We start from the raw sequence: 23,797 nt of genomic DNA on the forward strand, positions 1-23,797 counted from the left end.
AGAAGACAGACTCGAGTCCGGCACGGCCGGTCGCCCCTCAGCGGCAAGGAGAAGTATCTCTCATGCGCCAATCCCGTGGTTTCACCCTGATCGAGCTGATCGTGACAGTGGCGATCATTGCCATCATCGCGACCTGGGCGGTGCCGGCCTGGCAAGGCCTGGTGCAGCGCTCTCAGGTGGAGTCCGATGTGCGTGCCCTGACCCATGCGCTCGGCATGGCGCGCAGCACCGCCACCACGCGCGGTGTGGATGTGAGTGTCTGTCCCTATGCGCCGAGCGTCGCCACCCCCAACCCCACGACCTGCGACGATGACTGGGCGAATGGCTGGGTCGTCTATGTCGGGAATGCTTCCAACTTCACCCTCGACGACCGCCTGTGGATCCATCAGGACAGCAATGCGGTTGCCCAGTCGGGGGGCGCCTCCAGGATCACCTACAACGATCGCGGCACGCTGACTAGTGGCAACAGTACGCTGGTGTTCTGTGCGGTATCCGATGCTACCTCTGTGGTAGTGGCGCCTTCAGGCCGTGTACGCCTTGAATCAGGAGGGGACTGCTCATGACAGCATCGTTGATGATCACATCCCTCAAGCAAGCCCTGCAGCCGCGAGCGCTGAGGAAGACATTGCTGTCTCGCCTGCAGCGGCGGCGTTCCGCTCGGCATTCTCAGCGCGGCGTCGGCCTGATCGAGGCGCTGGTCGCGGTCATGCTGCTGGGGGTTTCCCTGCTGGGGCTGGGGTTGTTGCAAGTTCAGACGCTTCAGCATCAGCGCGTCAGCTACAGCAATACCGTGGCACAACTGCTGTCGCTGGACATGGCTGAGCGTATCCGCGCCAACCTTGAGGCCATCGATCAATATGATGATGCCGATACCACCAATGCGCCGGCGGATGGATGCAGCTCGGACTGCGTGCCCGCAGAGCTGGCGGACCAGGACATCATTGATTGGCGTGACGCCATCATCGGCTCCACGCTGACCAGCGGCGTCGGCAGCGTGGAAGTCGACGAGCGTGTTGTCGGCGGCGCCGGTATCGGCGTTCACGATGTCAGTGTCCAGGTGCAGTGGAGTGACCCCATCAGCGGGGGAGTTGACCAGCAGACCTATCGTTTCGAGGTAGAGCCATGAATCGCTGTTCCCCTGCATCGGTCCGCCGACGCTTCGCCCCCGACACCGCCCGTCCGCATGGTTTGAAACGCCAGGCGGGCGTGGGGCTTGTCGAGCTGATGATCAGCCTGGTGCTGGGGCTGCTGATCACGGCGATGGCCGTGCAGATGTTCTCGACCTCACGCAGTACCGTGAGCACCCAGGAGGCGCTTTCCTATCTGCAGGAATCGGCCCGCTACGTGTCCTTCCGGCTCCAGCCGCTGATGCGCAATGTGGGCTACGCAGGCTGTGCCAATAGCCGCGATATCACCAATGCCAGCTCGGTGGATGCCTCTCACGATCTCACGGCGCCTTTCGGGGGGCAGCAGCGCACCCAGCGGGGCCTCAGCTATTTCAATCTGACGTTCGTCGCTGCCAGCAAGGACGGCGATGAAACCACGCTGACCAGCAGCATGACGTCGTTGGGCGGCCCCCTGTCCGTGCGCAACGGTAGCGAAGATGCCTTCGTGACCAACGAGTATGCACTGGTCAGTGATTGCAGCAGCACCGATGTCTTCAGGGTGTCGGGCACCACCCAGGGCAATGTGGAAACCAACGACACCCTGTCACGTTCCTACGGCAGCTCTCAGTCCTCGAATGCCTATCTCTACCCGGTGCAGGCCTGGGAGCTGCGGCTGGATGACCAGGCCAACGATTCGTCGGTGCGTGCACTGTATATCGACCGTATCGATGCCGCTTTCTCACGCGAAGAACTGGCCTCCGGCGTACAGGGCTTCGATGTCAGCTTCAGCCTGGATACCACCGGCAATGGCAGTGTCGATCGCGTCAAGGTGCCGGCCGCCACGGTGCGCAGCGAAGGCCGTTGGGATGAGGTGCGCCGTATCGAGATCGCTCTGACGCTCGAGAGCCTGCCGGGAGTGGTGCCGGGTGGGGATAACGATGGGCGTTTGACGCGAACCTTCAATCTCACGTTCACGCCGCGCAATCTGCAACTGAGGGGCAGCTGATGAATACATCGTCTTCAACGTCCAGAGTCTGCGCGGTCACCCGGGGGCCAGCACGTCAGCAAGGCATCGCCTTGCTGATCGTGTTGATCATGCTGGTCGTGATCGGCCTGCTGGCCGTGACCGGGGTCGAGGACAGTCAGCTGCAGACACGCATGGCCGTCAACAGCCGCAACTTCGAGCAGTCCTATTACAACGCGGAAACCAGCCTGAGCATCGGTGAGCGTGCGCTGCAGGAAAGCCTGGAGGATGGCACCTGGAGCCTGGACAGCTTCGATGACTCGGCCGGCCTGATGCTGGCACTGCCCGAGGATGCACCGCCGATCAACCCGCTCTCGGAAGCGGATTGGCAAGCCAGCGGTATCCAGACGCTGGACAGTGATACCGGTGCGGTCATCGGGGCCTATGTGATCGAGTATCTGGGCAAGGTCGGCGAGCCGCCGCTGAATGCCAGCAACGAAGTGAATGCGGTGGGCACGCGCCTGGATGCCTTCCGTATCAACGCGATGGGCACGGGGGGCGGCAATGGTGCCTCCTGGACAGTAGTGCAAAGCGAGATGGAACTGGGCCCTTACTTCTGAGAGGAGCATGAATATGCGTTATCTGCTGAGTGGTGCCCTGTGCCTTGTCGCCTTGCCCTGTCTGGCGGCCCCCGGGGAAATCGCCCGCGCCCCGGTCACGGAAGCGACCGGGGTTCAGCCCAATATCCTGTTCATTCTGGATGATTCGGGCAGCATGGCCTGGGAGGACACTCTCAACAAGGGAGTGGAACACTGGGGGTATCAGCCGGCTTCCTCGCTGATGGGTTACACCGGGGTGTATTCCAATAGCAGGACCGGGATAGAGAACAACCACGATGCCGATGATCGTATCGTTTACTCTTCGGACCTTGGCGGGGCGGTCGGGGCCTGCATGGGCTTCAATGTCATGGCCTACAACCCAGCGCTGACCTACACCCCGTGGGCGGGGGCAGACCGACTGGGAATCGCCTATCAAAACATGAGCCTGTCGAATGTCCGTGAGGATCCTTACGAGCCCACCAGCTCGGCCAGGATGAAGGATGATGTCTACTACGTTCGCTGGGACGACAATGGCGACGGGGACTATGACTATGGTGAATGCGGCGTCTATAGCAACAATTCGGGGCGCTTGTATCTAGACGAAGATCATGTCGTTGAAGTGGAAGACCTGTCCGCGGCTCAGCAAGTCAACTTCGCCAACTGGTTTACCTACTATCGCGACCGTATGCTGGTTGCCAAATCCGCCATGGCCGGTGTGATCAACGCCAACGAGTCCCGGGTGGGGCTGCGCACCATCCAGGGCCGCAACAATCGCAACGTTGCGGACATGACGGATGTCGATGAGCGTGAAGACCTGCTGGAGGAGCTGTTTACCGCCTATCCCTCCGGTGGCACCCCTCTGCGTACCGCGCTCAAGAATGCCGGTGAGTATTATTCCGGCACTGGTCGCTCGGCTCCCATCCTGAGTGCGGATGAGGGCGGCATGTGCCAGCAGAACTATTCCATCATGATGACCGATGGCTACTGGAATGGCTCCAGCCCCAGTGTCGGCAACGTCGACGGTGGCAGCGGCGACTTCATCAGTGCCAGTCACCGTGACAGCTATTCCAATACGCTTGGCGATGTCGCGATGAAATATTATCGCGAGGACCTGCGGACTGACTTGATCGACAGCGTGCCTACCATACCGGGAGTGGACGAAAACTCTGCTCAGCACATGGTGACCTACACCGTCGCTTTCGGTGTGGATGGCTCGCTGTCCGAGAACCCTGCTGATCTCGAGTCTGCCTTCAGCTGGCCGCAGCCTTCCGCCAATGCCAATACCACCATCGATGATCTGCGTCATGCGGCCTGGAACGGACGTGGTGAATATCTCAGCGCCGCCAATCCGCAGGCATTGATTGATGCGCTGAACAATATCGCGCAGTCCATCGCAGGGCGCGCGGCCAGCACCGGTAGCCTGGACATCAGCAGTGGTGGGCAGACCAGCGGCGCTTATGTGATTCAGACCATCTATGATCCCGCCGATTGGTCGGGCGATGTCGTTGCACGCAAGATCGGCACCAATGGCGCCTTGAGCGCCACCTCGGACTGGTCCGTCGCGGAGTGGTTGCGTGACGATGATAGCCGTAGCTCCAGCCGCAAGGTGATCACCTACAACCCGGGGATCTCCGAAGTGGATGAGAAGGCGTTCTTCTTCAATATCGAGGAGGCCGGATCACTGGAGGCCGAACAGGTACTGGACCTCGTGGGCTTCCTCGATGAGACCCTGCTGTCAGAAACGCTGTTGGCAACGCTGCGGAGAACCGTCCGGGATGATGACGACGACGACGACGACGATGATGATGATGATGATGATGATGATGATGGCATTCTTGGCGGAGTCGGCTCAGTGGTCGGAGGCGTCACCAGTGGCGTGACTCAGCTGACGGGACGCGTCCTGGACACTACCGGTACCTTCCTGAAGCTGGATGGCGCTGATCTTGGCGTCAGAACGTCGGATCTCGAGAACCTGATCGGTTATCTCAAGGGTGACGATGCCTACGAAGGCACCTTGTTCCGCGAGCGTGACGACAACTATCTCGGGGATATCGTGCATGCCTCGCCGGCGATCGTCGGGCCGCCTTCGGCCAGCTATCGCAATGACATGGAAGTGTCTTCGTACCGCTCCTTCAAGACGCTGTATGAAGACCGCCAGAACATGATCTATATCGGTGCCAACGACGGCATGCTGCACGCCATCGACATGGAGACCGGTGAAGAGAAGTTCGCCTACATGCCGTATGCCGCCTTCAGCATCGAGAGCGGGCGCGGTATTCGCCAGCTCGCTGATCAGAACTATGTGCACCAGTACTATGTCGATGCCACTCCGGTCGCGCGTGACGTGCATGTCCAGTTGGGGGATGAGGATGCGCCCGGTTGGCACTCGGTCCTGCTGGGTGGGCTGGGCGCTGGCGGCAAGGCGGTCTACATGCTGGATATCACCGATCCTGAAGGCTTCGAATCATTGGGTGAATCCGACGGCACCTCGCCGGCCGAGATCGTGCAGTGGGAATTCACGCACGAGGACCTCGGCTATACCTTCAGCGATATTCAGGTAGCGCGTCTGGATGACGGCAAGTGGTATGCCATCTTCGGCAATGGCTACAACGCCGACAGCGATGGGCGTGCCAAGTTGTTCATCGTGGACCTGGAAGACCCCGACAACTATGCGCTGCTGGATTCTCAACAGGGCAGCAATGCCGGTGGGTCGTGCACCTCTGGCAGCAGTGACTGCAATGGCATGTCGAGTCCTGAGCTGGCCGACGTCGATGCCGATGGCATCACCGACTGGGTCTATGCCGGCGATCTGCATGGCAATGTCTGGGTGTTCGACATGCGCGAGTTCTCGCTGAGCAACATCGGCAGCAGCGAAATGTCGCGTCTGTTCCAGTCATGTGCCGTTGCCTTGAACAGCACGTCATCGACCTGTCCGGCAGCTTCCCGACAGCCCATCACATCGCGGGTAGCCGTGGCACGCAGCGGTGTCTTCAACAGCACCGTCGATACGCCGTACCTGAATGTGTACTGGGGCACCGGGCAATTGCTGACGCTGCAGGATGCGGTCGATACCTCGACGCAATCCTTCTACAGCGTGCTGCATACCGGGTCCTCGACTCGCCGTCATCATGGCCAGCTGGAAAAGCAGAGCTTCTCCAATATCAGTGGCGTGAGTGACGCGCGAACGGTCACGGGGGTAGGCGTCGATTATTCCAATCAGAACAACAATGGTATGCAGTATGGCTGGTACCTGGAGCTACCGGACTCCGGTGAGCGTCTGGTGACCATCCCGGCTGTCCGTGGTGATCTGATTGTCTTCAATACCACCATCCCGGGCTCCAATGGCCCCTGTACTGGCGGTGCCAGTGGTTGGCTGAATGCGCTCAGCTTGCGCAACGGCCTGCAGCCGGTACGCAGTTACAACAATGTGCAGCAGGTCTTTGATTACAACGCTGATGGCGAGGTCAACGCGAGCGACAACGTTAACAATCAGGTCGTACTCTCGATCAAGACAGAAGGCGAGCCCACCTCACCGAAATTCCTGGGCGATACCCAGTATGTCGGTCAGGGTGGCACCAATCAGGTGGTCGAAATGGCCATGGACTTCGGGATCGATGGGCTGGAAGGCCGTAGTGCCTGGTATCAGCTGCGCTAGGAGAGAGACCATGAAGACATCACGACTCAAGCTGACTGGTAGTGGACTGATGCTGGCGGCGGGCTTGCTCTTCACGAGCTGGGGCTCCCAGGCCCTGGCGGAAGATGCCCCGATTCCGCTGGTCATGGAGCAGAGCGTCACCGGCGTCATCGACGAGCGAGAGGGGGATCAGCTGCTCGTCGACGACATGGGGTTCGTGCTTCAGCCGGATAGCCGGATACTCAATCGCAATGGGCGCGAGCTGAAGGCCTTCCACCTCACGCCGGGGCAGGAGGTCGAGGTGCGCTTCGACCCACGTGGTGAGCCGAAGCAGGTCATCGACATCACGCTGCTGCGTCGGGGGCGCTGATGATCAGGCGAACAGGGGGGGCTCGGGCACAAGGCGGCTTCGGTCTGCTGGAACTCATGATTGCCGTGGCCATCATCGGCATTCTGGCGGCGATCGCCTATCCCAGCTATCAGGATCAGGTGGAGCGTTCACGTCGCACCGACGCCACCACCGCCTTGCTGGCGCTGGCCCAGACCCAGGAGCGCATCATGGCAACCTGCGGTGAATACGCGACGGCCAGCGTGACAGCGGCGACCAGCTGTGGAGATGCGCTTGGAGGCGGTGGCGGTGGTATCGGGCTGGGACAGGCAGATGCCGTCAGCGAGGAAGGCTTCTACAACCTGGCCGTCGCAGGGGATGCAGACAGCTATACCCTGACTGCCACTGCTACCGGCAGTCAGGCCAATGATGAGGACTGCGCCACCTTTACGCTCACGGAGTTGGGAGTGAAGGGAGCGGCAGTCCTTGAGGACTCGGAAGACACCGATAGCAGTGATTGTTGGTAGTCACTGACAGCCGACATTGCATGGCAAGCGCCTGAAGCCTCGATCTACGATGATCGGGGCTTTTTTGTCTGGTGGATGAGGTTCAGTCGAGAAATATGGAATAACGGTGATTATGGGGAGTTTTCGGAATGATGGGTAATCTTGTGTAACATAATGATTCCATCTGTGGTTCATAGACGTTAAATTGCCCAATTTCACGCCCTGTAGGGTGCTTTGGCCTGCGTGGCTTTCAGGGGTAAGACGATGCAGCTTTTTCCTGCACTTCGGCATGGATGTCAGCAGGGCCGCCAGCAAGGCTTCACGTTGATTGAGCTGATGATCACACTGGCCATTCTCGTGATCACGATCACGATTGCCGTCCCCGCCTGGCAGGGGGTGGTCGCGCGCAACGCCGTCACCGGCACGGCCGAGACGCTCGTGACTTCCATCAACTATGCGCGTAGCGAGGCGGTGGCCAGCGGCAACGACATCACGCTCTGCCCTCTGAATGCGCAGGGTGACGCCTGCATGAATTCCACCAGCTGGAGCAATGGCTGGGCGGTGGTGCAGGGCAGTCAGGCCGAGGCACGGGCGTCGCTGGGCGATGACCTGTTGCGCGTGTTTGATGCCGCCATCACCGTGCAGGCGGGTGTTGCCGGCGTGACTTTCGATGATCAGGGCGCGACCTCTGATTCCACCTGGTTGTTGATCTGCGATCAGTCGGGCGGGCAGGGCCATCGCCAGCTTGAATTGACTCCCATCGGACGAGTATTGACGGAGACTTATGGCAGCGATGACCAGAGTTGCTGAGCTTGGCGTGTCCCGCGCAAGCGGTGGCCAGCAAGGTACCAGCCTGCTGGAGGCGTTGATCGCTCTGCTGTTGATGGGGCTGACATTGCTGGGGTTCGGGCTCATGCAGATGGAAAGTCTGCAGGCCAACAACGAGAGTTACGCGCGTACCGAAGCCCGTATTCTCCTGGTCAGCATGGCAGAGCGCATTCAGGCCAATCCCGATGGCGTGGATGACTACGATGGGCTTTCCACTGCGGGGGCAGGAAATCCGGGCGGTTGTCCCTGCAGTGTTGCCGAGCTAGCGGCCCGTGATGTGGCGGTGTGGGCGGACAGGCTTGAGGACAGCAGTCTGAACGCGCCGGTCGGGACCATCGCCAGCAGCGGCAGTGACCTTCTCACCCTGACCCTCGGCTGGAGCGGTGCCGCGCAGCTCGGGCAGAACGAAGACAGCATGGACGCCGATGCTCAGGCATTGAGCGAGACCCTACAGATACGAGTGGTGCCCTGATGTCGTCGAAAGCCTCCCTCCCGCTGCGAGCCTTCGCGTCGCGCTCGCCTCGGGCGCCGCGCTCGATTCCCTCACGGCGTGCCCAGCAGGGCGTCGGCCTGGTCGAATTGATGCTGGCGCTGGTGCTGGGACTGTTCATTTCCGCCATGGCGCTGGAATACTTTCTGGCCTCGCGCTCTACCCTCAACACCACGTCGGCCGTGTCCTACCTTCAGGAGTCTGCGCGCCACGTCACGCGTCGCCTGCAGCCATTGGTGCGCAATGCCGGATTTTCCGGCTGTGCGTCGGTGAGCAGTGTCAGTGATGGTACCGGCAGCCATGCGCTGTCCGATTCTCCTCTGACGGCCGAGTCCGACACGGTGGCGGGGATCACCTACGACCGTCTGGCCTTGCAGGTACCGGCGCTGGGAGCGCAGCGCGGTTGGAAGCTCGGGGCGAGCGTCGCCCAAGGCGATACCTCGCTGACCCTGGAGGACTACACCTCCGGCACGCTGGAGACGGATAGCGTCGTGCTGATCAGCGACTGTGAGAGCGGCGATATCGCACGCCTCTCGGGCGATGGCAACAACTCGCTCGATCTGTCGAGCGCCGTCGAGCACGGCTATGGCGGCACCATACAGACCCAGGCATATGTCTATCCGCTGCAGCGTTGGTACCTGTTGCTGTCGCAGGCCGATGACGACTCCCCCGTTCGGCTCTGCCTGAACGGCGAGGATGTCGCTGGCGATCCGGCAGCAGGCTGTGGCGAAGAAGTGGCGCGATACGTCGAAGCTCTGGACCTGACCTTCGATACGGCCTCCGGCAGCGGTAGCGCGAGTCGCTTTGCTGTGGAGCGCAGCGTGGCGGAAGTGGAAGCCGCGAACGACTGGAGCAGCGTCAGACGGATCCACATCAGCCTGACCCTCAAGACGCCCCCGTCGATCAATGTCGAGGGAGAGGGGGACGGTGAGTTGCAACGCACCTTCGATATCACCCTGAGCCCGAGGAATATCGGTCTATGAACCAGGCAAGTTCTTCCAGGCCGCCACGCCAGCAAGGCATGGCATTGCTGGTCGTGCTGATCATGCTGATCGTGGTGGGCGTGATGGCGGTGACAGGCAATGAAGATACCCAGTTGCAGACCCGCATGTTGATGAATACCCAGTTCTACGACAACGCCTATGCGGAGGCCGAGAGCCTTCAACAACAGGCGGAGAGTCGACTGCTCGAGGGGGAGCTGACCCTGGATGATTTCGGTGGGGACGGCTTCTATGACGTCACGGCGGGGGAGGACCTGGACTTCGATCCTCTGCAGGCAGACGCCTGGGAGGGGGAAGGTGTCTTGAGTGGTGATGCGGCTGACAACGGCAACTATGTCATCGAGTATCTCGGAGAGACGACGGAAGGCGTTCTGAATGACGATAACCTGAGCAGCAGTCAGTTGTTGAATGCCTTCCGCATCACGGCCGCCGGTTGGAGTCTTGAGAGCGCAGGTGACCCTGATAGCAGGAAGCGTGCACTGGCAGTGGTGCAAAGCGAAATCATGATGGCCGATTGAAGGGAATCTATCGATGAAATCGAAGCACTCACCCCGCCGCAGCGGCTTGCGTTGTATTCACCTGCCGGTCTTGCTGTCAGGCGGACTGCTGGTCGCATTGCCCGTGCTGGCAGACAGCGACACGCTACTCCAGTTGCCCACCACCCAGAGTGTCGGTGTTACCCCCAACGTCCTGCTGGTGCTGGATGATTCGGGCTCGATGACCTGGGAAGACACCTTTGATGGTGGTAGCTCCTATCAGGGCTACAACATGCTTTATAAAAAGCGACAGGTATGTGAGAAGGTCAAGAAAAATAATGGCAATGATTGGAAGTGGTCCTGTGAATATGTATTCAAGCCGCAAGATCTTTCCAACAAATACTTCTGTGCTGACTCCAATAGCCAAGCCTATGACCCGGATCAGATCTATCAGCCCTGGAAGTCTGGAAATGGGGATGAGCGTTACGATGACATGGACCCGACAGCGGCGTGGATTGATTTCAATGAAGGCGATGATGAAGACAATCTGGTCGACCTGACGGACCCGGATCTCGAGTTTCGTTATTACACTGGCAGCAATTGCAGTGACAGCAGCGAAGTGCAGGTTTCGGATCTCAGCCTGGATGAGCAGGTCAACTATGCCAACTGGTTCACTTATTATCGCAGTCGCTTGAATGTCGGCAAGGCTGCCGGTCTCGAGCTGCTTTCCGATATTGAGTACCGTACTGGGTTCATCACCATCAACCCCGGCTCAGAGACGGCAACCAAGGTGAAGGTCGATGATATTCTGGATTCGATCATAGAATATGTCACCAATGTACTGGGTAATCTGGTATCAGTCGTCACGACAAGTGACAGTGGCAACGATCATCTTGATGATATCAAGGATGCCATCGTCAAAACGGAAATCAGCTCAAGCAACACTTATGTGTCGACGCCCTTGCGTGAGGCACTCTATCGCGCTGGTGAATATTACAGTGACAATTACTCCAGCCTGGGCTCCACGCCGATTCTTTCCGAAGATGAAGGTGGCATGTGTCAGCAGAACTTCACTGTTTTGATCACGGATGGCTTCTGGAATTCCGAAAATTCTACCGCCTCCAATAATATTGAAAGCAAGATCGGCGATGCCAATGGTGACGGACGAACCTGGCGGGAAAGTTATAACTACAGTTATGGCGGTTATGCCACGCTGGCGGATGTCGCTTATTATTATGCTCATAATGATCTCTTGCCGAAGCTTGGAAGCGGGACCTACGAAAAGCAGGTGATGACGACCTATACGGTGGCGTTCGGGGTCGAGTCGACCAGTGACGACTGGGATGACAAGGATCGCGTCATCGAGAGCAGCTCCAGCACCATCGATGACCTGGAGCAGGCGGCCATCGATGGCGGGGGCTCCTACTTCAATGCCTCCAGCCCGACGGACCTCGTCTCGGCCCTGGCGGCGATCGCCTCCGAGATCGTCGCGGTGGGCAACAGTGTCAGTGGCCTCTCCACCAACCTGACGACGGCCAGTGTCGAGACGGACAGCCAACTGATCGAGAGCCGCTATTCCGCCTCGACCTGGACGGGGGATGTGGTGGCCTCGTCGGTACAGGAGGGCAAGGACGTCGAGGATGACGACCAGGTCTGGAGTGCTGCCACCCAGTTGAGTGAGGCATTGGAAGAGAAGGATGGTGTTGAGTCGCGTACGGTCTTCACCATGTCCGGCGGCAACGGAGTCGAGTTCACGACCGACAACGCGGGCCGCCTGAGCTCCAGCCAGCGCAATGATCTCGCGCGCATGGAGGTCGGTGGCAACTCCACCGATGACCATGTGGAGGCGGCGATCGAGTGGCTGCGGGGCAGCGATGAATACGAAGGTGATGGCCTGCGCAATCGCACTGGCGTTCAGCTGGGCGACATCATCGGCTCGTCGCCTGTCGTCGTGACTCAAGAGGACTCGACGACAGAGGGCAGTGTCTTCGTCGGGGCCAACGACGGCATGCTGCATGCCTTCGACCTCAAGACCGGCAACGAGCAGTTCGCCTATATTCCGGAACTGCTCTACAGCGAAGAGGACGACGCAGGGTTGGGGTATCTGACGGACCCGGGCTATCAGCATCGCTACTACGTCGACGGTGAACTGCGTCTGGCCAGCCTGAATGATGAGGAGTGGCTGGTATCCGGTCTCGCTGGCGGTGGACGCGGCCTGTTCGCGCTCAATGTCACCAAGGCCGTGGCAGGCGAAGACTTCGACGAAGATGATGTGGTGCGCTGGGAATTCGGTGCCAGCGACGATGATGACATGGGGCATGTCTACGGCAGCGCGCATATCGTGTCACTGAACAACGGCGACAGCGCGGTGCTGGTCGGCAACGGGCTGGAAACGGCCGATGAGAACGCCGCGCCGACGTTGTTCGCGCTGGAGCTTGATGGAGTCAATGCCGGCGGCGTGATCGCCAAGCTGTCCCCCAGTGGAATGACCGGCGGATTGGCAAACCTGCAGGTCGCGGACCTCGACAGCAATGGCACCGTCGATTTCGCCTATGGCGGAGACCTGCAGGGGCGACTGTGGAAGTTCGACCTCAGTGACGACGACAGCAGCAAATGGAGTGTCACGCGCCTGTTCACGGCCTGTGCTACCAGCCTGACCGGCGGGGAGTGCCAGACGGACGCGCTGCAGCCGATCACCGTCAAGCCGACACTCAGTCGCTACTCCGGCGAGACACACACCATGACCTCTCCCAATCTGCTGGTGTCCTTCGGGACCGGCCAGGACATGTATGCCGATGCTGAAGATGAAGCCTGGGTCACGCAGAGCCTCTACACCGTGCTGGATACCGGCGGCAGTCATACCAGCCTGACGCGCAGTGACCTTGAGGCACGCAACTTCGTCAGCGGCAGCTACACCAACGGCGAGCTGACAGGCCGGACCCTTGGCGGCGACAGCTTTGCCTACTATCCCAGCCAGCTCGAGGATCAAGACACGGATCGCTTCGGCTGGTATCTGGATCTGGACGCCTCCGAGCAGGAAGAGCTGGTCGAGCCGGCCAATCTGCTCTCCAACCTGGTGGTCTTCTCCACCAGCACGTCCAGTACCGGAACCAACTTCTGTGAAAGTACCGGCGGTGGCTGGCTGGTCGCGCTGGATACCGAGACAGGCCTGCCGACCTATGACGATAGCGAAGGCAGCTACGTGACCATCTTCGATTTCAATCAGGATGAGGCCTTTAGCGCTGATGACCTGGTCGGCACCCTCGTTGATGACACCGTCGCCGTCGGCAATGTCATCGTCAGCGTCAAGTTGAGCGGTACACCGACGTCCAGTGTCAGTGTCGGTGATACGGTCTACGTGGGCACCAGCTCGCTGGGCAGCGAGGAGGGCGGTGTCTCCTCCTATGATCTCAACGTGTCCAGCTCGACGGACACCGGCCGTGTCTCCTGGTATCAGCTGCGCTGAGCCCGCCTCGGACATGAGGCAAGGATGACACGCTGCGCCGCCACGCCTTCCCCGGGTGGCGGCGCCTTGTCTTTCATCAGGGTTTACTTCCTTCAGGCAGGCTTGCTCGATGCTTTTTAGTTGAGTCTTGCGCCCGAGTCTTTCACTGAAGTCTTTCGCCCTGGTCTTTCACTCAAGCCCTTCATTCACGTTCTTCAAGGAAGCACTTCATGGCCAGTCTTCTCTCTTCCCGTTCGCGTCTGTCTCGGCGCCGGTACACCTCAGGCTTCACGCTGACGGAGATCATGATCGTGATCGTCATCGTCGGCATTCTCGCGGCGATCGCCTACCCGAGCTATCAGGACCAGGTGATCCGCTCGCGTCGTGCCGATGGGCAGGCGGCATTGATGTCATTGGCTCAGGCTCAGGAGCGCTACATGGCGCGTTGCGGCGGCTACGCGACCAGCATCGCCGGCGACAGTGATTGTGATGAGGAAGGACTGGGGCGTGCCACCGAGTCGCCGGAAGGCTATTACACCCTGAGCCTGGAGGATGGCGCCACGACCACGCGCTTCACGCTCATCGCGACCGCGGTGGCGCCTCAAAGCGCCGATGCCGACTGCCCCGCGCTGACCCTCACCAATACCGGTGTCCGCGATACGACCGGCGATGGCGATTGCTGGTAGCCGTGAAGCGCTCGGCTCTGCACGATGCTGGAGACTCTGCTCAATGCTGGAGGCTCTGCGCAATGCTGGATTGCACGCGGCTCGCTTGCACCGCCTTGCGGGCGGCGTATTCTTGATCCCTTTCCCGGGCTGATGGCAGGAGCGAACAGGCGTGAATGACTTTGTGGTGGTAGGCGGTGGCGTGATCGGCATGCTGACCGCGCTGGAGCTGGCGGATGGCGGTGCCGAGGTCACGCTGGTCGAGCGAGGCCAGTGTGGGCGTGAGGCGTCATGGGCGGGCGGCGGTATCGTCTCGCCGTTGTATCCGTGGCGTTATAGCGCGCCGATCTCGCGCCTGTCTGCCTGGTCGGAAGGCTTCTACCCCACGCTGGCCGAGCGCCTGATCGAGACCACCGGCATCGACCCCGAATATCGCCAGCAGGGCCTGCTGTACCTGAATGTCGAGGATGCCGAGCAGGCACTGGCCTGGTCCCGGGAATATGCCAAGCCGCTGACGCGCGTGGACGCCGACTTCGTCTATGACAAGGCTCCGGCGGTCGCGCCCGGCTGCGAGTCGGCGCTGTGGATGCCGACGCTTGGCAGCATCCGCAATCCGCGTCTGGGCAAGTCACTACGCGCCGCGCTCGACGCTCACCCGCGCGTGCGCCTGCTGGAGAATGTCGCGGTGCAGGGCATTCTGCTGCAGGACGACACCGCCATCGGCGTACAGACCGCCAATTCGGTGCTGTCTGCTGGGCAGGTCGTGGTCTGCGGTGGTGCCTGGAGTCGAGAGATTCTGAGTGAGGCAGGACTTGCGCTGCCGGTGCGGCCGGTACGCGGCCAGATGGTGCTGTTCAAGGCACCCAAGGGGCTGGTGGAGCGCGTGGTGCTCAAGAATGGACGCTACGTGATACCGCGGGGCGATGGTCGCATCGTGGCCGGCTCGACGCTGGAGGAGGTCGGCTTCGACAAGGCGACCACCGCCGAGGCGCGCGAGTCACTGATCAAGAGCGCCTGCGAGATCATCCCTGCGCTGGCGGAGTGTGAGGTCGAGCACCACTGGGCGGGACTGCGCCCCGGTTCGCCGACCGGCACGCCCTTCATCGGCGCCGTGCCTGAACGCCGCCACCTGCACGTCAATGCCGGCCATTACCGCAATGGGCTGGTACTGGCGCCGGCCTCGACCCGCCTGCTGGCGGATCAACTGCTCGGGCGTACGCCGATCATCGACCCAGCGCCTTACCAGCCCGAGACCCTGCTGGCCGAGATCGCTGCGCTGGATACGTCGTCAGATGCCGGTGAGACACGCTGGGCCTGAGGGAGTGCGTGTTGTGGTTCGCCATCGAGCATCTCGTCTCGGTGGCGAATCATTTGCGCGGTCCTTCGTCGAGGAAGTGCTGCTGGTGTTCCTGGCAGCAGAAGTGCAGCGCCTCATGGCGGATGGCGTCATTTTCCGGCAGATGCAGGTCGCAGTAGGCGCAGCGCACCATGTTCTGCGCCTCGCGTTCGGCGGGGCTGTCGTTGCCGTAGTCGTCCTGGCTCAGCTTCCATTGGCGATACATGCGGTAAAGGCGCAGGCCGGCCCAGAACAGGGCGACGAAAACCAGCAGACGGATGATCAACAGGCTCATTCCTATATGACTCCCAGATGAGGCGGCGCGCGTGGCTTTTGCCAGCGGCGCGACCTTGCGGGACAATGGCGGCCAACATGATGACAGGTGGGCCGGTGCACGGCTCAGTGATCTGAGCCAGATGTCTGGCCACAGTGTACTGGCCCCTTATCGAACCGCCAATCGAGAGATCCTTACCGCATGCAAGATCTGACTCTGGTGATGGCCCAGCTCGACCCGCTGGTCGGTGATATTCCCGGCAACACTGCGCGTGCCATCGAATCGGTGCGTGAAGCGAGTCTTGAGCACAAGGCCGATGTCGTAGTGCTGCCCGAGTTGTGTCTGACCGGCTACCCGCCGGAAGACCTGCTGCTGCGCGAGTCCATGGAATCCCGCCTCGAGGAGGCGCGCGCCCAGATGGCGAAGAAGGTCGCGCCGGGCGTGATGGTCATCGTCGGCTACCCCGGCATGCGTGACGGCAAGCGTTACAACCTGGCCGGCGTGCTCAAGGATGGTGAGTGGATCGCCGAGTATGCCAAGCAGGCCTTGCCCAACTATCAGGTCTTCGATGAGCAGCGCTATTTCACGCCGGGCAGCGAGCCGTGTGTGGTCGAGTGCCGTGGTGCCCGCCTGGGCATCGTCATCTGCGAAGACCTGTGGGACGGCGCGCCGATCCGTCAGGCGCGCGATGCCGGTGCCGAGATTCTCGTCAGCCTCAATGCCTCGCCCTATCACCTGGAGAAGCCGGCCGAGCGCAATCAGCTGTTTGCCGAGCGGGCAGCCGAGGTCAATTGCCCGCTGGTCTACGTCAATCAGATCGGCGGTCAGGATGAGCTGGTCTTCGATGGGGGCTCTGCCGCCATCGATGCCGACGGCAAGACCTGCGTGCAGGCGCCGTGGTGGGATGTCGGCCTGATGCCGGTGCAGTTCCTCAAGGCAGAGGGTGGCAACTGGGTGCCGCAGAGTGGCGAGATCGCCGAGCTGCTGTCGCCGGAGGAGTCACTCTACTGTGCGCTGGTCACCGGGCTGCGTGACTACGTCAACAAGAGCGGCTTCAAGGGTGTGGTGCTGGGGCTTTCCGGGGGCATCGATTCCGGCCTGTCGCTGGCCATCGCCGTCGATGCGCTGGGCGCGGACCGCGTGCACGCCGTGATGATGCCGTATCACTACACCGCGGACATCTCCAAGGAAGACGCCGCCGAGCAGGCCAGGCTGCTGGGCGTGAATTACGAGGTGATGCCCATCGCGCCGATGGTCGAGGCCTTCACCGAGACCCTGGCGGAGAGCTTCGCCGGCAGCGAGCGCGATACCACCGAGGAGAATCTGCAGTCGCGGTGCCGTGGCGTGCTGCTGATGGCCATCTCCAACAAGAAGGGCCTGATGGTGCTGACCACCGGCAACAAGAGCGAGATGGCGGTGGGTTACGCCACGCTCTACGGCGACATGGTCGGCGGCTACAACGCGCTCAAGGATGTCTACAAGAGCTGGGTGTTCCGTCTCGCCAACTGGCGCAACACCATGGGCCCGGCGATTCCGGAGCGCGTCATCACGCGCCCGCCGTCCGCCGAGCTCGCCGAAGACCAGCTCGACAGCGATTCGCTGCCGGACTACGACACTCTGGATGCGATTCTCACCCACTATATCGAGGGTGACATGAGCGCCGAGGCGATCATCCGCTCAGGCTTCGAGGAAGAGGATGTCTATCGCGTGGTGCGTCTGGTCGACCGTACCGAGTACAAGCGTCGTCAGGCACCGGTAGGCGTGCGCGTCACGCCACGCGGCTTCGGGCGGGACCGCCGCTACCCGATCGTCAATGGCTGGGTAGCCGGCGAATGACGGATTGCGGATTCTTTGCGCAAGACGCTGAAAGCGCCTGAATCTAACGATTCTGGCCATGCTGGCAGCACGAAAAAGCCCGTGATCATCGATCACGGGCTTTTCGATGGTGACGCCTGCCGGTCGTCAGACCGTCAGGTCGTCAGCCTTCACGTAACGCGGCTCGAAGGTACGACCATCCAGACGTTCGTTGTCCGGATCATTCTGGATCAGCACCTTGAGCGTCTCGCTGGCACGGTCACGCAGACCGAGGCCCAGATAGCCCTCGACCATCACGGCCAGCGCATCGCGGGTGGCAGGAGTGTTAGGGTAGTGCTCAATGACCCACTCGCCACGCTTCACGGCAGCCAGATAGGCCTGCTTGCGCAGGTAGAAATCGGCTGTCTGCAGCTCGCCGCGCGCCAGTACGTTGCGCAGATAGATGATGCGCTGACGGGAATCTGCCGCGTAGGTGCTGTTGGGGAAGCGACGTACCAGCTCACCGAAGTCGACGTAGGCATCGCGTGTCGCGCCCAGGTCACGCTTGGAAATATCGATCAGATCGAGGGATTCCAGGCTGAAACGACCCGCGCTGTACGCTGCCAGTCCACGCATGTAGTAGGCATAATCGACCTGCGGGTGATCGGGGTGCAGGCGAATGAAACGGCTGGCCGCGGCGCGTGCCGCCTCCCAGTTGTCGACCTGGTAATAGGCGTAGATCAGCTCCAGCTGCGACTGTTCGGCGTAGCTGCCGAACGGGAAGCGAGTATCCAGGGCTTCAAGTTGTTGCACAGCGGAGTTGAAGCGGCTGGTATCCAGGGAAACCTGGGCCTGACGATACAGGTCCTGCTCCTGAAGATCCGGTGCCGGCTCGTTGGACGCACAGCCAGCCAGCAAGGTGCTGGCCAGGGCGAGGGCAGTCAAGGGAAGGGCGCGCATCGGTTTCCTCATCTCGGGCAATCCATGGCGGGCATGCTAGAATCCGCCGATCCGCACTCACTATAAAGCAAAGGCCCTTTCGTGCGAAACGGCCTCAGAGAGCAATATGGCAGACACCATCAACCGCGAAGAGCGGATCCCGGAGGCGATGATTGGCATGCGCCTTGATCAGGCCTGCGCCGAGATCTTCTCCGACTATTCCCGCGAGCGTCTCAAGCACTGGATCAAGACCGGTGCGCTGACCCTCGACGGTGCCGCCGTCAAACCCCGCGAGAAGGTCTATGGCGGTGAACGTCTGGCCCTGACCGCCGAGCTTGAAGAGGAAGTCAGCCACGAGCCGGAAGATATCGAGCTCGAGATCGTCTATGAAGACGACGACGTGCTGGTCATCAACAAGGAGCACGGCATGGTCGTGCACCCGGGCGCGGGTAATCACGATGGCACGCTGCTCAACGCCATCCTGCATCATTGTCCGGGCAATTCCATGATGCCGCGTGCCGGCATCGTGCACCGTCTCGACAAGGACACCAGCGGCCTGATGGTGGTGGCCAAGTCATTGACCGCCCAGGCGGACCTGGTCGAGCAGCTGCAGGCCCGTACCGTGTCGCGCGAGTATGATGCCGTCGTCACGGGCGTGCTGACCTCCGGTGCCACCGTGGATGCGCCCATCGGGCGTCACCCCAAGGACCGCAAGCGTCAGGCCGTCACTCACAGTGGCAAGCCGGCGGTCACCCACTTCCGCGTGGTGGAGCGTTTCCGGGGTCACACCCATATCCGCTGCAAGCTGGAAACCGGGCGTACCCACCAGATTCGCGTGCACATGGCGCACCAGCGCTATCCGCTGGTCGGAGACCCGGTCTACGGCGGGCGTCTGAAGCTGCCGCCGGGGGCCAGTGACCCGCTCAAGGAGCTGCTGCGTCAGTTCCCGCGTCAGGCACTGCATGCCCGTCGTCTCGCCTTCATCCACCCGATCACGGGCAAGGAAGTCGAATTCCGCGCCGAGATGCCGGGCGACATGCTGGTGCTGATCGACTATCTCAAGGAAGACATCGCTCGCTGAGGCGGCAGGCTCGCGCGACACGCCGCACAAGGAGAGGTTATGCACGACGAGAGTCTACGCCCGACCCTGATACTGCCGGACTGGCCCGCGCCGAGCCCGGTGCAGGCCTTCGTGACCACGCGTGAGAGCGGCCCCAGCCAGGGGCCGTATGCCGGCTTCAATCCGGCGCTGCATGTGGGTGATGACCCGGCGATGGTGGCGCAGGTGCGCGAGCTGCTCGCCGCGGAGGTCGATGATGGCCGTCCGCTGGCGTGGCTGGATCAGGTGCACGGCACTCAGGTGGTGGATGCCTTCGATGTCTGCCACGCCGAAGACCGGCCGGATGCGCCGCCACGGGCGGATGCCTGCATCAGTACCGGCACCGGGCAGGCCTGTGTGGTGATGACGGCGGACTGCCTGCCGGTGCTGTTCTGTGATCGGCAGGGCACGCGCGTCGGTGTGGCACACGCGGGTTGGCGCGGGCTGGTCGAAGGCGTGCTGGAAGCCACCATCGAGCGTCTCGGTGATGACCCCGGCGAGCTGATGGCCTGGCTGGGCCCGGCGATCTCCAATGCGCAGTTCGAGGTCGGCCCCGAGGTGCGTGATGCCTTCATCGCGGACTTGCCTGAGGCCGATGACGCTTTCGAGGCCAGCCCCTACCGGCTCGGTCACTACATGGGTGATCTCTACAAGCTGGCACGCCTGCGTCTCGAGCGTGCCGGGGTCGGTCATGTCAGTGGCGGGCACTTCTGTACCGCCTCTGAATCACGATTCTATTCCCACCGGCGTGATGATGGCGTGACCGGACGCCTCGCCACGGTGATCTGGCTGCGCTGAGGCGCTGATCAGCGCATTGGCATGCAGTACCCACAAACGCCCCGCTGACCTGATGCCTCAGGTTGGCGGGGCGTTTCTGTGTGTGGCAAAGATGATGGCCGGCGGGGGCGGCGGGTCGTCGTCGTGGCGGCGGGAATCTGACCTGGATCAGGCAAATGCCACAACATGCTGCAGCGCGGCGAATCCTGCCTTGAAAGCCGTGCGCCAGCCCCCATCTTGAGAGTCAGATACGAAATGTTACAGGCGAAGCTCCTGAGAAAAGGAGTACCGCCATGACTCTCAGGAGAAGGCACCATGCGCATCGACAAACTCACCAGCAAGCTGCAGAACGCTCTGGCGGATGCCCAGTCGCTCGCCGTCGGGCGAGGCCACAATGAAATTCACCCGCAGCATCTGCTGCTGGCTCTGCTGGAAGACCGCGATGGCGGTCTCAAGGCACTGGTCAACAAGGCGGGCGGCGATGCCACCAGCCTGATGAGCGGCCTCAAGCGCCAGCTGGATGACCTGCCGACCGTGTCCCAGTTCGACGGCAATGTCGCGCCTTCGCAGGCCCTCGGCAAGCTTCTGAATCTGGCCGATCGCGAAGCGCAGAAGCGCGGCGATCAATTCATCGCCTCCGAGCTCGCGCTGCTGGCCGCGCTGGAGCTGGGTGGTGATCTGGGCAAGCTGTTCACCTCCTCGGGCATCAAGAAGCCCGCCCTGACGTCCGCCATCGATGTGCTGCGCGGTGGCGAAGCCGTGGGCGATGCCGATGCCGAGAACAATCGCGAAGCGCTCAACAAGTACACCCTGGATCTCACCGAGCGTGCGCGGGATGGCAAGCTCGACCCGGTGATCGGGCGCGATGAGGAAATTCGCCGCACGATCCAGGTGCTGCAGCGTCGCACCAAGAACAACCCGGTGCTGATCGGTGAGCCCGGCGTCGGCAAGACCGCCATCGTCGAAGGGCTGGCCAGCCGTATCGTCAATGGCGAGGTGCCGGAAGGCCTCAAGAACAAGCGCGTGCTGTCTCTCGACATGGGCTCGCTGCTGGCGGGGGCCAAGTTCCGCGGCGAATTCGAGGAGCGCCTCAAGTCGGTGCTGAAGGAGCTGGCGCAGGAAGAAGGCCAGGTCATCCTGTTCATCGACGAGCTGCACACCATGGTCGGCGCGGGCAAGGCTGAAGGCGCGATGGATGCCGGCAACATGCTCAAGCCGGCGCTGGCGCGTGGCGAGCTGCATTGTGTCGGTGCCACCACGCTTGACGAGTATCGTCAGTACATCGAGAAGGACGCCGCACTGGAGCGCCGCTTCCAGAAGGTGCAGGTCGATCAGCCCAGCGAGGAAGACACCATCGCCATCCTGCGTGGCCTGAAGGAGCGCTACGAGGTGCATCACGGGGTCGACATCACCGACAGCGCCATCATTGCCGCCGCGCGGCTGTCCTCGCGCTACATCACGGACCGTCAGCTGCCGGACAAGGCGATCGACCTGATCGATGAGGCCGCGTCACGCATCCGCATGGAGCTGGATTCCAAGCCGGAGGAGATGGACCGTCTCGACCGCCGCCTGATCCAGCTCAAGATGGAGCGTGAAGCGCTCAAGAAGGAAACCGACGAGGCGGCGCTCAAGCGCCTCGGCGCGCTTGAGGACCAGATCTCGGAGCTGGAGCGGGAATACGCCGACCTCGATGAGGTCTGGAAGGCCGAGAAGTCCAGCATCCAGGGCGCGGCCCAGTTCAAGGCCGAGCTGGAGCAGGCGCGTATCGATCTGGAGCAGGCACGCCGCGCCGGTGACCTCAGCCGCATGTCGGAATTGCAGTACGGCGTGATTCCGGGGCTCGAGAAGCAGATCAGCGAAGCAGGAGAAGGCGAGGCGGATACCTCCGCCCACGTGCTGCTGCGCTCCAATGTCACCGAGGAGGAGATTGCCGAGGTCGTCTCGCGCTGGACCGGCATTCCGGTCGCCAAGATGCTCGAAGGCGAGCGTGACAAGTTGCTGCGCATGGAAGAGGCGCTGCACGAGAAGGTGATCGGCCAGGACGAGGCGGTGATCGCGGTGTCCAATGCGGTGCGTCGCTCACGCGCTGGGCTGTCGGACCCGAACCGTCCCAACGGCTCCTTCCTGTTCCTCGGCCCGACCGGTGTCGGCAAGACGGAGCTCTGCAAGTCACTGGCCAACTTCCTGTTCGACACCGAAGAGGCGATGGTGCGCATCGACATGTCCGAGTTCATGGAGAAGCACTCCGTGGCCCGCTTGATCGGCGCGCCTCCCGGCTATGTCGGCTATGAAGAGGGCGGCTATCTGACCGAGGCCGTGCGTCGCAAGCCGTACTCCGTGCTGCTGCTCGACGAGGTCGAGAAGGCGCATCCGGATGTCTTCAATATCCTGCTGCAGGTGCTGGAAGATGGCCGCCTGACCGATGGTCAGGGGCGTACCGTCGACTTCCGCAACACCGTGATCGTGATGACCTCCAATCTGGGCTCGGAAATGATCCAGCGCATGAGCGGTCTCAATGGCGAGCTGGCGGAAGACGAGGGCAGTACGGAAAGCGCCGACGAGCGTGCCGAGCGCAAGGCGGCCTTCCAGTACGACGACATGAAGACGGCGGTGATGGAAGTCGTCGGCAATCACTTCCGTCCGGAGCTGATCAACCGCATCGATGAAGTGGTCGTGTTCCACGCGCTGGGGCAGGCGCAGATCGCCTCCATCGCGGGCATCCAGCTTGAGCGTCTCAAGGCGCGGCTGGCCGAGCGTGATCTCGGCTTCGAGATCACCGACCCGGCGATGGCCTTGCTGGCCAAGGCCGGCTTCGATCCGGTCTATGGCGCTCGCCCGCTCAAGCGCGCCATCCAGAGCCGCATCGAGAACCCGCTGGCCCAGGCCCTGCTGGGCGGTGACTTCGTGCCCGGTGACGTCATCCGTGTCGGCGAAGAGTGCGGGGAGCTGACCTTCACGCGCTGAATCGCGCCCATGAGCGACGCCCCGCCGTGACGGAAGCACGCCCTTCCGCTTGCGGTGGGGCGTTTTCGTGTCTGCCGCCCGGGCGCAAAAAGACAACCCGGCGTGAGGCAGGCTGAAATTCACGAGGCAGAAAATTGCGAATTTATCGCCATTGATGAGGTTTTACGCATGCTTATGGCCGGATTCGTTGTTATCGGTGTGGCATTTGGCGCAGGCGGCGCACACTGGCGTAAGGTTGAGTTGACAGCCCCTTGCGGCTGTTGGACTCTTGACCATTCCTGATTGCGGGCGCGGCCATTCGGGCGACCCTCGAAGCGCCGCGTGAAGGACAGACGCTGAGTCGCTGTCCGCCTGTCAAAGGATACGCCGGTCCGGGTACGCCAACCGTACCGACCGGCCATCAGCCCCGACCGCATCCAACCGATGCGACAAGAGTGCAGGCCCTAACCGGGCCGCAGACGCCAGGGTTTGGCATCAGGTGCCGCAATTTCTGCGGTAGCGACATTCAGGTCGCACTCGATCCGGCTTGCGCATTGCCGCCGGACGCACTCGAGACCTCCAGGGGAGAATAA

Annotated in this window: 20 protein-coding genes; 18 read left to right on the forward strand and 2 right to left on the reverse strand. The window is 61.8% G+C overall.

The annotated features are described in order from the left end of the window. Positions 1 to 62 precede the first annotated feature (62 nt). The 14 genes from AOG28_RS14685 (at position 63) to thiO (ending at position 15,360) form a co-directional block, all read left to right on the forward strand. Complete coding sequence (locus AOG28_RS14685; protein WP_054556929.1) at positions 63 to 563, forward strand: GspH/FimT family pseudopilin; 501 nt, start codon at positions 63 to 65, stop codon at positions 561 to 563. Further along, positions 560 to 1,126, forward strand: coding sequence for a type IV pilus modification protein PilV (gene pilV / locus AOG28_RS14690; RefSeq protein ID WP_082388834.1), 567 nt, complete (start codon positions 560 to 562; stop codon positions 1,124 to 1,126). The genes AOG28_RS14685 and pilV overlap by 4 nt, the downstream gene beginning before the upstream one ends. Continuing rightward, on the forward strand, positions 1,123 to 2,112 hold the full coding sequence (locus tag AOG28_RS14695) for a PilW family protein (RefSeq protein WP_152965434.1): 990 nt from the start codon (positions 1,123 to 1,125) through the stop codon (positions 2,110 to 2,112). The genes pilV and AOG28_RS14695 overlap by 4 nt, the downstream gene beginning before the upstream one ends. Further along, a complete protein-coding gene (locus tag AOG28_RS14700) occupies positions 2,112 to 2,690 on the forward strand; it encodes a pilus assembly PilX family protein (protein ID WP_131432819.1) in 579 nt (192 codons plus the stop codon). Before AOG28_RS14695 ends, AOG28_RS14700 begins: the two co-directional genes overlap by 1 nt. Before the next feature lie 13 nt (positions 2,691 to 2,703). Further along, the gene (locus AOG28_RS14705; RefSeq protein WP_054556932.1) at positions 2,704 to 6,324 is read left to right on the forward strand and encodes a pilus assembly protein; all 3,621 of its coding nucleotides are present in this window, start codon (positions 2,704 to 2,706) and stop codon (positions 6,322 to 6,324) included. Positions 6,325 to 6,334: 10 nt separating this feature from the next. Further along, entirely contained in the window at positions 6,335 to 6,673 is a 339-nt protein-coding gene (locus AOG28_RS14710; protein WP_043335952.1) for a hypothetical protein, read from the forward strand. Further along, complete coding sequence (locus AOG28_RS14715) at positions 6,673 to 7,158, forward strand: type IV pilin protein (RefSeq protein ID WP_082388835.1); 486 nt, start codon at positions 6,673 to 6,675, stop codon at positions 7,156 to 7,158. The genes AOG28_RS14710 and AOG28_RS14715 overlap by 1 nt, the downstream gene beginning before the upstream one ends. A gap of 243 nt (positions 7,159 to 7,401) precedes the next feature. Beyond that, positions 7,402 to 7,947: a GspH/FimT family pseudopilin gene (locus tag AOG28_RS14720; RefSeq protein WP_082388836.1), complete on the forward strand. Its 546-nt coding sequence runs from the start codon at positions 7,402 to 7,404 to the stop codon at positions 7,945 to 7,947. After that, on the forward strand, positions 7,931 to 8,437 hold the full coding sequence (locus tag AOG28_RS14725) for a hypothetical protein (protein ID WP_152965435.1): 507 nt from the start codon (positions 7,931 to 7,933) through the stop codon (positions 8,435 to 8,437). Before AOG28_RS14720 ends, AOG28_RS14725 begins: the two co-directional genes overlap by 17 nt. Further along, positions 8,437 to 9,438, forward strand: coding sequence for a PilW family protein (locus AOG28_RS14730; RefSeq protein WP_054556936.1), 1,002 nt, complete (start codon positions 8,437 to 8,439; stop codon positions 9,436 to 9,438). Before AOG28_RS14725 ends, AOG28_RS14730 begins: the two co-directional genes overlap by 1 nt. Continuing rightward, positions 9,435 to 9,974 carry a pilus assembly PilX family protein gene (locus AOG28_RS14735; protein WP_054556937.1) on the forward strand — a complete coding sequence of 180 codons (540 nt, stop codon included), beginning with the start codon at positions 9,435 to 9,437 and terminating at the stop codon, positions 9,972 to 9,974. The genes AOG28_RS14730 and AOG28_RS14735 overlap by 4 nt, the downstream gene beginning before the upstream one ends. A gap of 13 nt (positions 9,975 to 9,987) precedes the next feature. Next, on the forward strand, positions 9,988 to 13,398 hold the full coding sequence (locus AOG28_RS14740; protein ID WP_054556938.1) for a pilus assembly protein: 3,411 nt from the start codon (positions 9,988 to 9,990) through the stop codon (positions 13,396 to 13,398). 209 nt (positions 13,399 to 13,607) lie between these two features. After that, positions 13,608 to 14,063: a type IV pilin protein gene (locus AOG28_RS18735; protein ID WP_054556939.1), complete on the forward strand. Its 456-nt coding sequence runs from the start codon at positions 13,608 to 13,610 to the stop codon at positions 14,061 to 14,063. Between the two features lie 151 nt (positions 14,064 to 14,214). Then, positions 14,215 to 15,360, forward strand: a complete 1,146-nt coding sequence (gene thiO, locus AOG28_RS14750) for a glycine oxidase ThiO (protein WP_054556940.1) — start codon at positions 14,215 to 14,217, stop codon at positions 15,358 to 15,360. Between the two features lie 49 nt (positions 15,361 to 15,409). On the opposite strand, the gene AOG28_RS14755 is transcribed toward thiO, so the two are convergent. Then, positions 15,410 to 15,673 carry a PP0621 family protein gene (locus AOG28_RS14755; RefSeq protein WP_043337174.1) on the reverse strand — a complete coding sequence of 88 codons (264 nt, stop codon included), beginning with the start codon at positions 15,671 to 15,673 and terminating at the stop codon, positions 15,410 to 15,412. A gap of 180 nt (positions 15,674 to 15,853) precedes the next feature. On the opposite strand from AOG28_RS14755, the gene AOG28_RS14760 reads away from it, so the two are divergent. Then, a complete protein-coding gene (locus AOG28_RS14760) occupies positions 15,854 to 17,488 on the forward strand; it encodes an NAD+ synthase (protein WP_043337176.1) in 1,635 nt (544 codons plus the stop codon). 126 nt (positions 17,489 to 17,614) lie between these two features. Here the strand turns inward: AOG28_RS14760 and AOG28_RS14765 are convergent, their stop codons facing one another. After that, positions 17,615 to 18,418 (reverse strand): outer membrane protein assembly factor BamD, encoded by an 804-nt coding sequence (locus tag AOG28_RS14765; RefSeq protein WP_054556941.1) that lies wholly within the window; start codon positions 18,416 to 18,418, stop codon positions 17,615 to 17,617. A 94-nt stretch (positions 18,419 to 18,512) separates the two neighbouring features. On the opposite strand from AOG28_RS14765, the gene rluD reads away from it, so the two are divergent. From rluD to clpB, 3 genes are all read left to right on the forward strand, one after another. Further along, complete coding sequence (gene rluD, locus AOG28_RS14770) at positions 18,513 to 19,466, forward strand: 23S rRNA pseudouridine(1911/1915/1917) synthase RluD (protein ID WP_054556942.1); 954 nt, start codon at positions 18,513 to 18,515, stop codon at positions 19,464 to 19,466. A gap of 39 nt (positions 19,467 to 19,505) precedes the next feature. Continuing rightward, on the forward strand, positions 19,506 to 20,282 hold the full coding sequence (gene pgeF, locus AOG28_RS14775) for a peptidoglycan editing factor PgeF (RefSeq protein WP_043337183.1): 777 nt from the start codon (positions 19,506 to 19,508) through the stop codon (positions 20,280 to 20,282). Between the two features lie 294 nt (positions 20,283 to 20,576). Next, a complete protein-coding gene (clpB, locus tag AOG28_RS14780; protein WP_054556943.1) occupies positions 20,577 to 23,225 on the forward strand; it encodes an ATP-dependent chaperone ClpB in 2,649 nt (882 codons plus the stop codon). Positions 23,226 to 23,797 lie beyond the last annotated feature (572 nt).

The organism is Cobetia sp. UCD-24C (assembly GCF_001306765.1).
In the GTDB taxonomy this organism is placed as follows: domain Bacteria; phylum Pseudomonadota; class Gammaproteobacteria; order Pseudomonadales; family Halomonadaceae; genus Cobetia; species Cobetia amphilecti.

What these genes read in the sequence shown, in the direction of transcription:
- AOG28_RS14715 (WP_082388835.1), top strand. Translation starts at nt 6,673, where the DNA reads ATGATCAGGCGAACAGGGGGGGCTCGGGCACAAGGCGGCTTCGGTCTG.
- pilV (WP_082388834.1), top strand. Translation starts at nt 560, where the DNA reads ATGACAGCATCGTTGATGATCACATCCCTCAAGCAAGCCCTGCAGCCG.
- AOG28_RS14685 (WP_054556929.1), top strand. Translation starts at nt 63, where the DNA reads ATGCGCCAATCCCGTGGTTTCACCCTGATCGAGCTGATCGTGACAGTG.
- AOG28_RS14735 (WP_054556937.1), top strand. Translation starts at nt 9,435, where the DNA reads ATGAACCAGGCAAGTTCTTCCAGGCCGCCACGCCAGCAAGGCATGGCA.
- AOG28_RS14765 (WP_054556941.1), bottom strand. Translation starts at nt 18,418, where the DNA reads ATGAGGAAACCGATGCGCGCCCTTCCCTTGACTGCCCTCGCCCTGGCC.
- AOG28_RS14700 (WP_131432819.1), top strand. Translation starts at nt 2,112, where the DNA reads ATGAATACATCGTCTTCAACGTCCAGAGTCTGCGCGGTCACCCGGGGG.
- AOG28_RS14710 (WP_043335952.1), top strand. Translation starts at nt 6,335, where the DNA reads ATGAAGACATCACGACTCAAGCTGACTGGTAGTGGACTGATGCTGGCG.
- AOG28_RS18735 (WP_054556939.1), top strand. Translation starts at nt 13,608, where the DNA reads ATGGCCAGTCTTCTCTCTTCCCGTTCGCGTCTGTCTCGGCGCCGGTAC.
- pgeF (WP_043337183.1), top strand. Translation starts at nt 19,506, where the DNA reads ATGCACGACGAGAGTCTACGCCCGACCCTGATACTGCCGGACTGGCCC.
- AOG28_RS14760 (WP_043337176.1), top strand. Translation starts at nt 15,854, where the DNA reads ATGCAAGATCTGACTCTGGTGATGGCCCAGCTCGACCCGCTGGTCGGT.
- AOG28_RS14740 (WP_054556938.1), top strand. Translation starts at nt 9,988, where the DNA reads ATGAAATCGAAGCACTCACCCCGCCGCAGCGGCTTGCGTTGTATTCAC.
- clpB (WP_054556943.1), top strand. Translation starts at nt 20,577, where the DNA reads ATGCGCATCGACAAACTCACCAGCAAGCTGCAGAACGCTCTGGCGGAT.
- AOG28_RS14705 (WP_054556932.1), top strand. Translation starts at nt 2,704, where the DNA reads ATGCGTTATCTGCTGAGTGGTGCCCTGTGCCTTGTCGCCTTGCCCTGT.
- AOG28_RS14720 (WP_082388836.1), top strand. Translation starts at nt 7,402, where the DNA reads ATGCAGCTTTTTCCTGCACTTCGGCATGGATGTCAGCAGGGCCGCCAG.
- AOG28_RS14695 (WP_152965434.1), top strand. Translation starts at nt 1,123, where the DNA reads ATGAATCGCTGTTCCCCTGCATCGGTCCGCCGACGCTTCGCCCCCGAC.
- AOG28_RS14730 (WP_054556936.1), top strand. Translation starts at nt 8,437, where the DNA reads ATGTCGTCGAAAGCCTCCCTCCCGCTGCGAGCCTTCGCGTCGCGCTCG.
- AOG28_RS14725 (WP_152965435.1), top strand. Translation starts at nt 7,931, where the DNA reads ATGACCAGAGTTGCTGAGCTTGGCGTGTCCCGCGCAAGCGGTGGCCAG.
- AOG28_RS14755 (WP_043337174.1), bottom strand. Translation starts at nt 15,673, where the DNA reads ATGAGCCTGTTGATCATCCGTCTGCTGGTTTTCGTCGCCCTGTTCTGG.
- rluD (WP_054556942.1), top strand. Translation starts at nt 18,513, where the DNA reads ATGGCAGACACCATCAACCGCGAAGAGCGGATCCCGGAGGCGATGATT.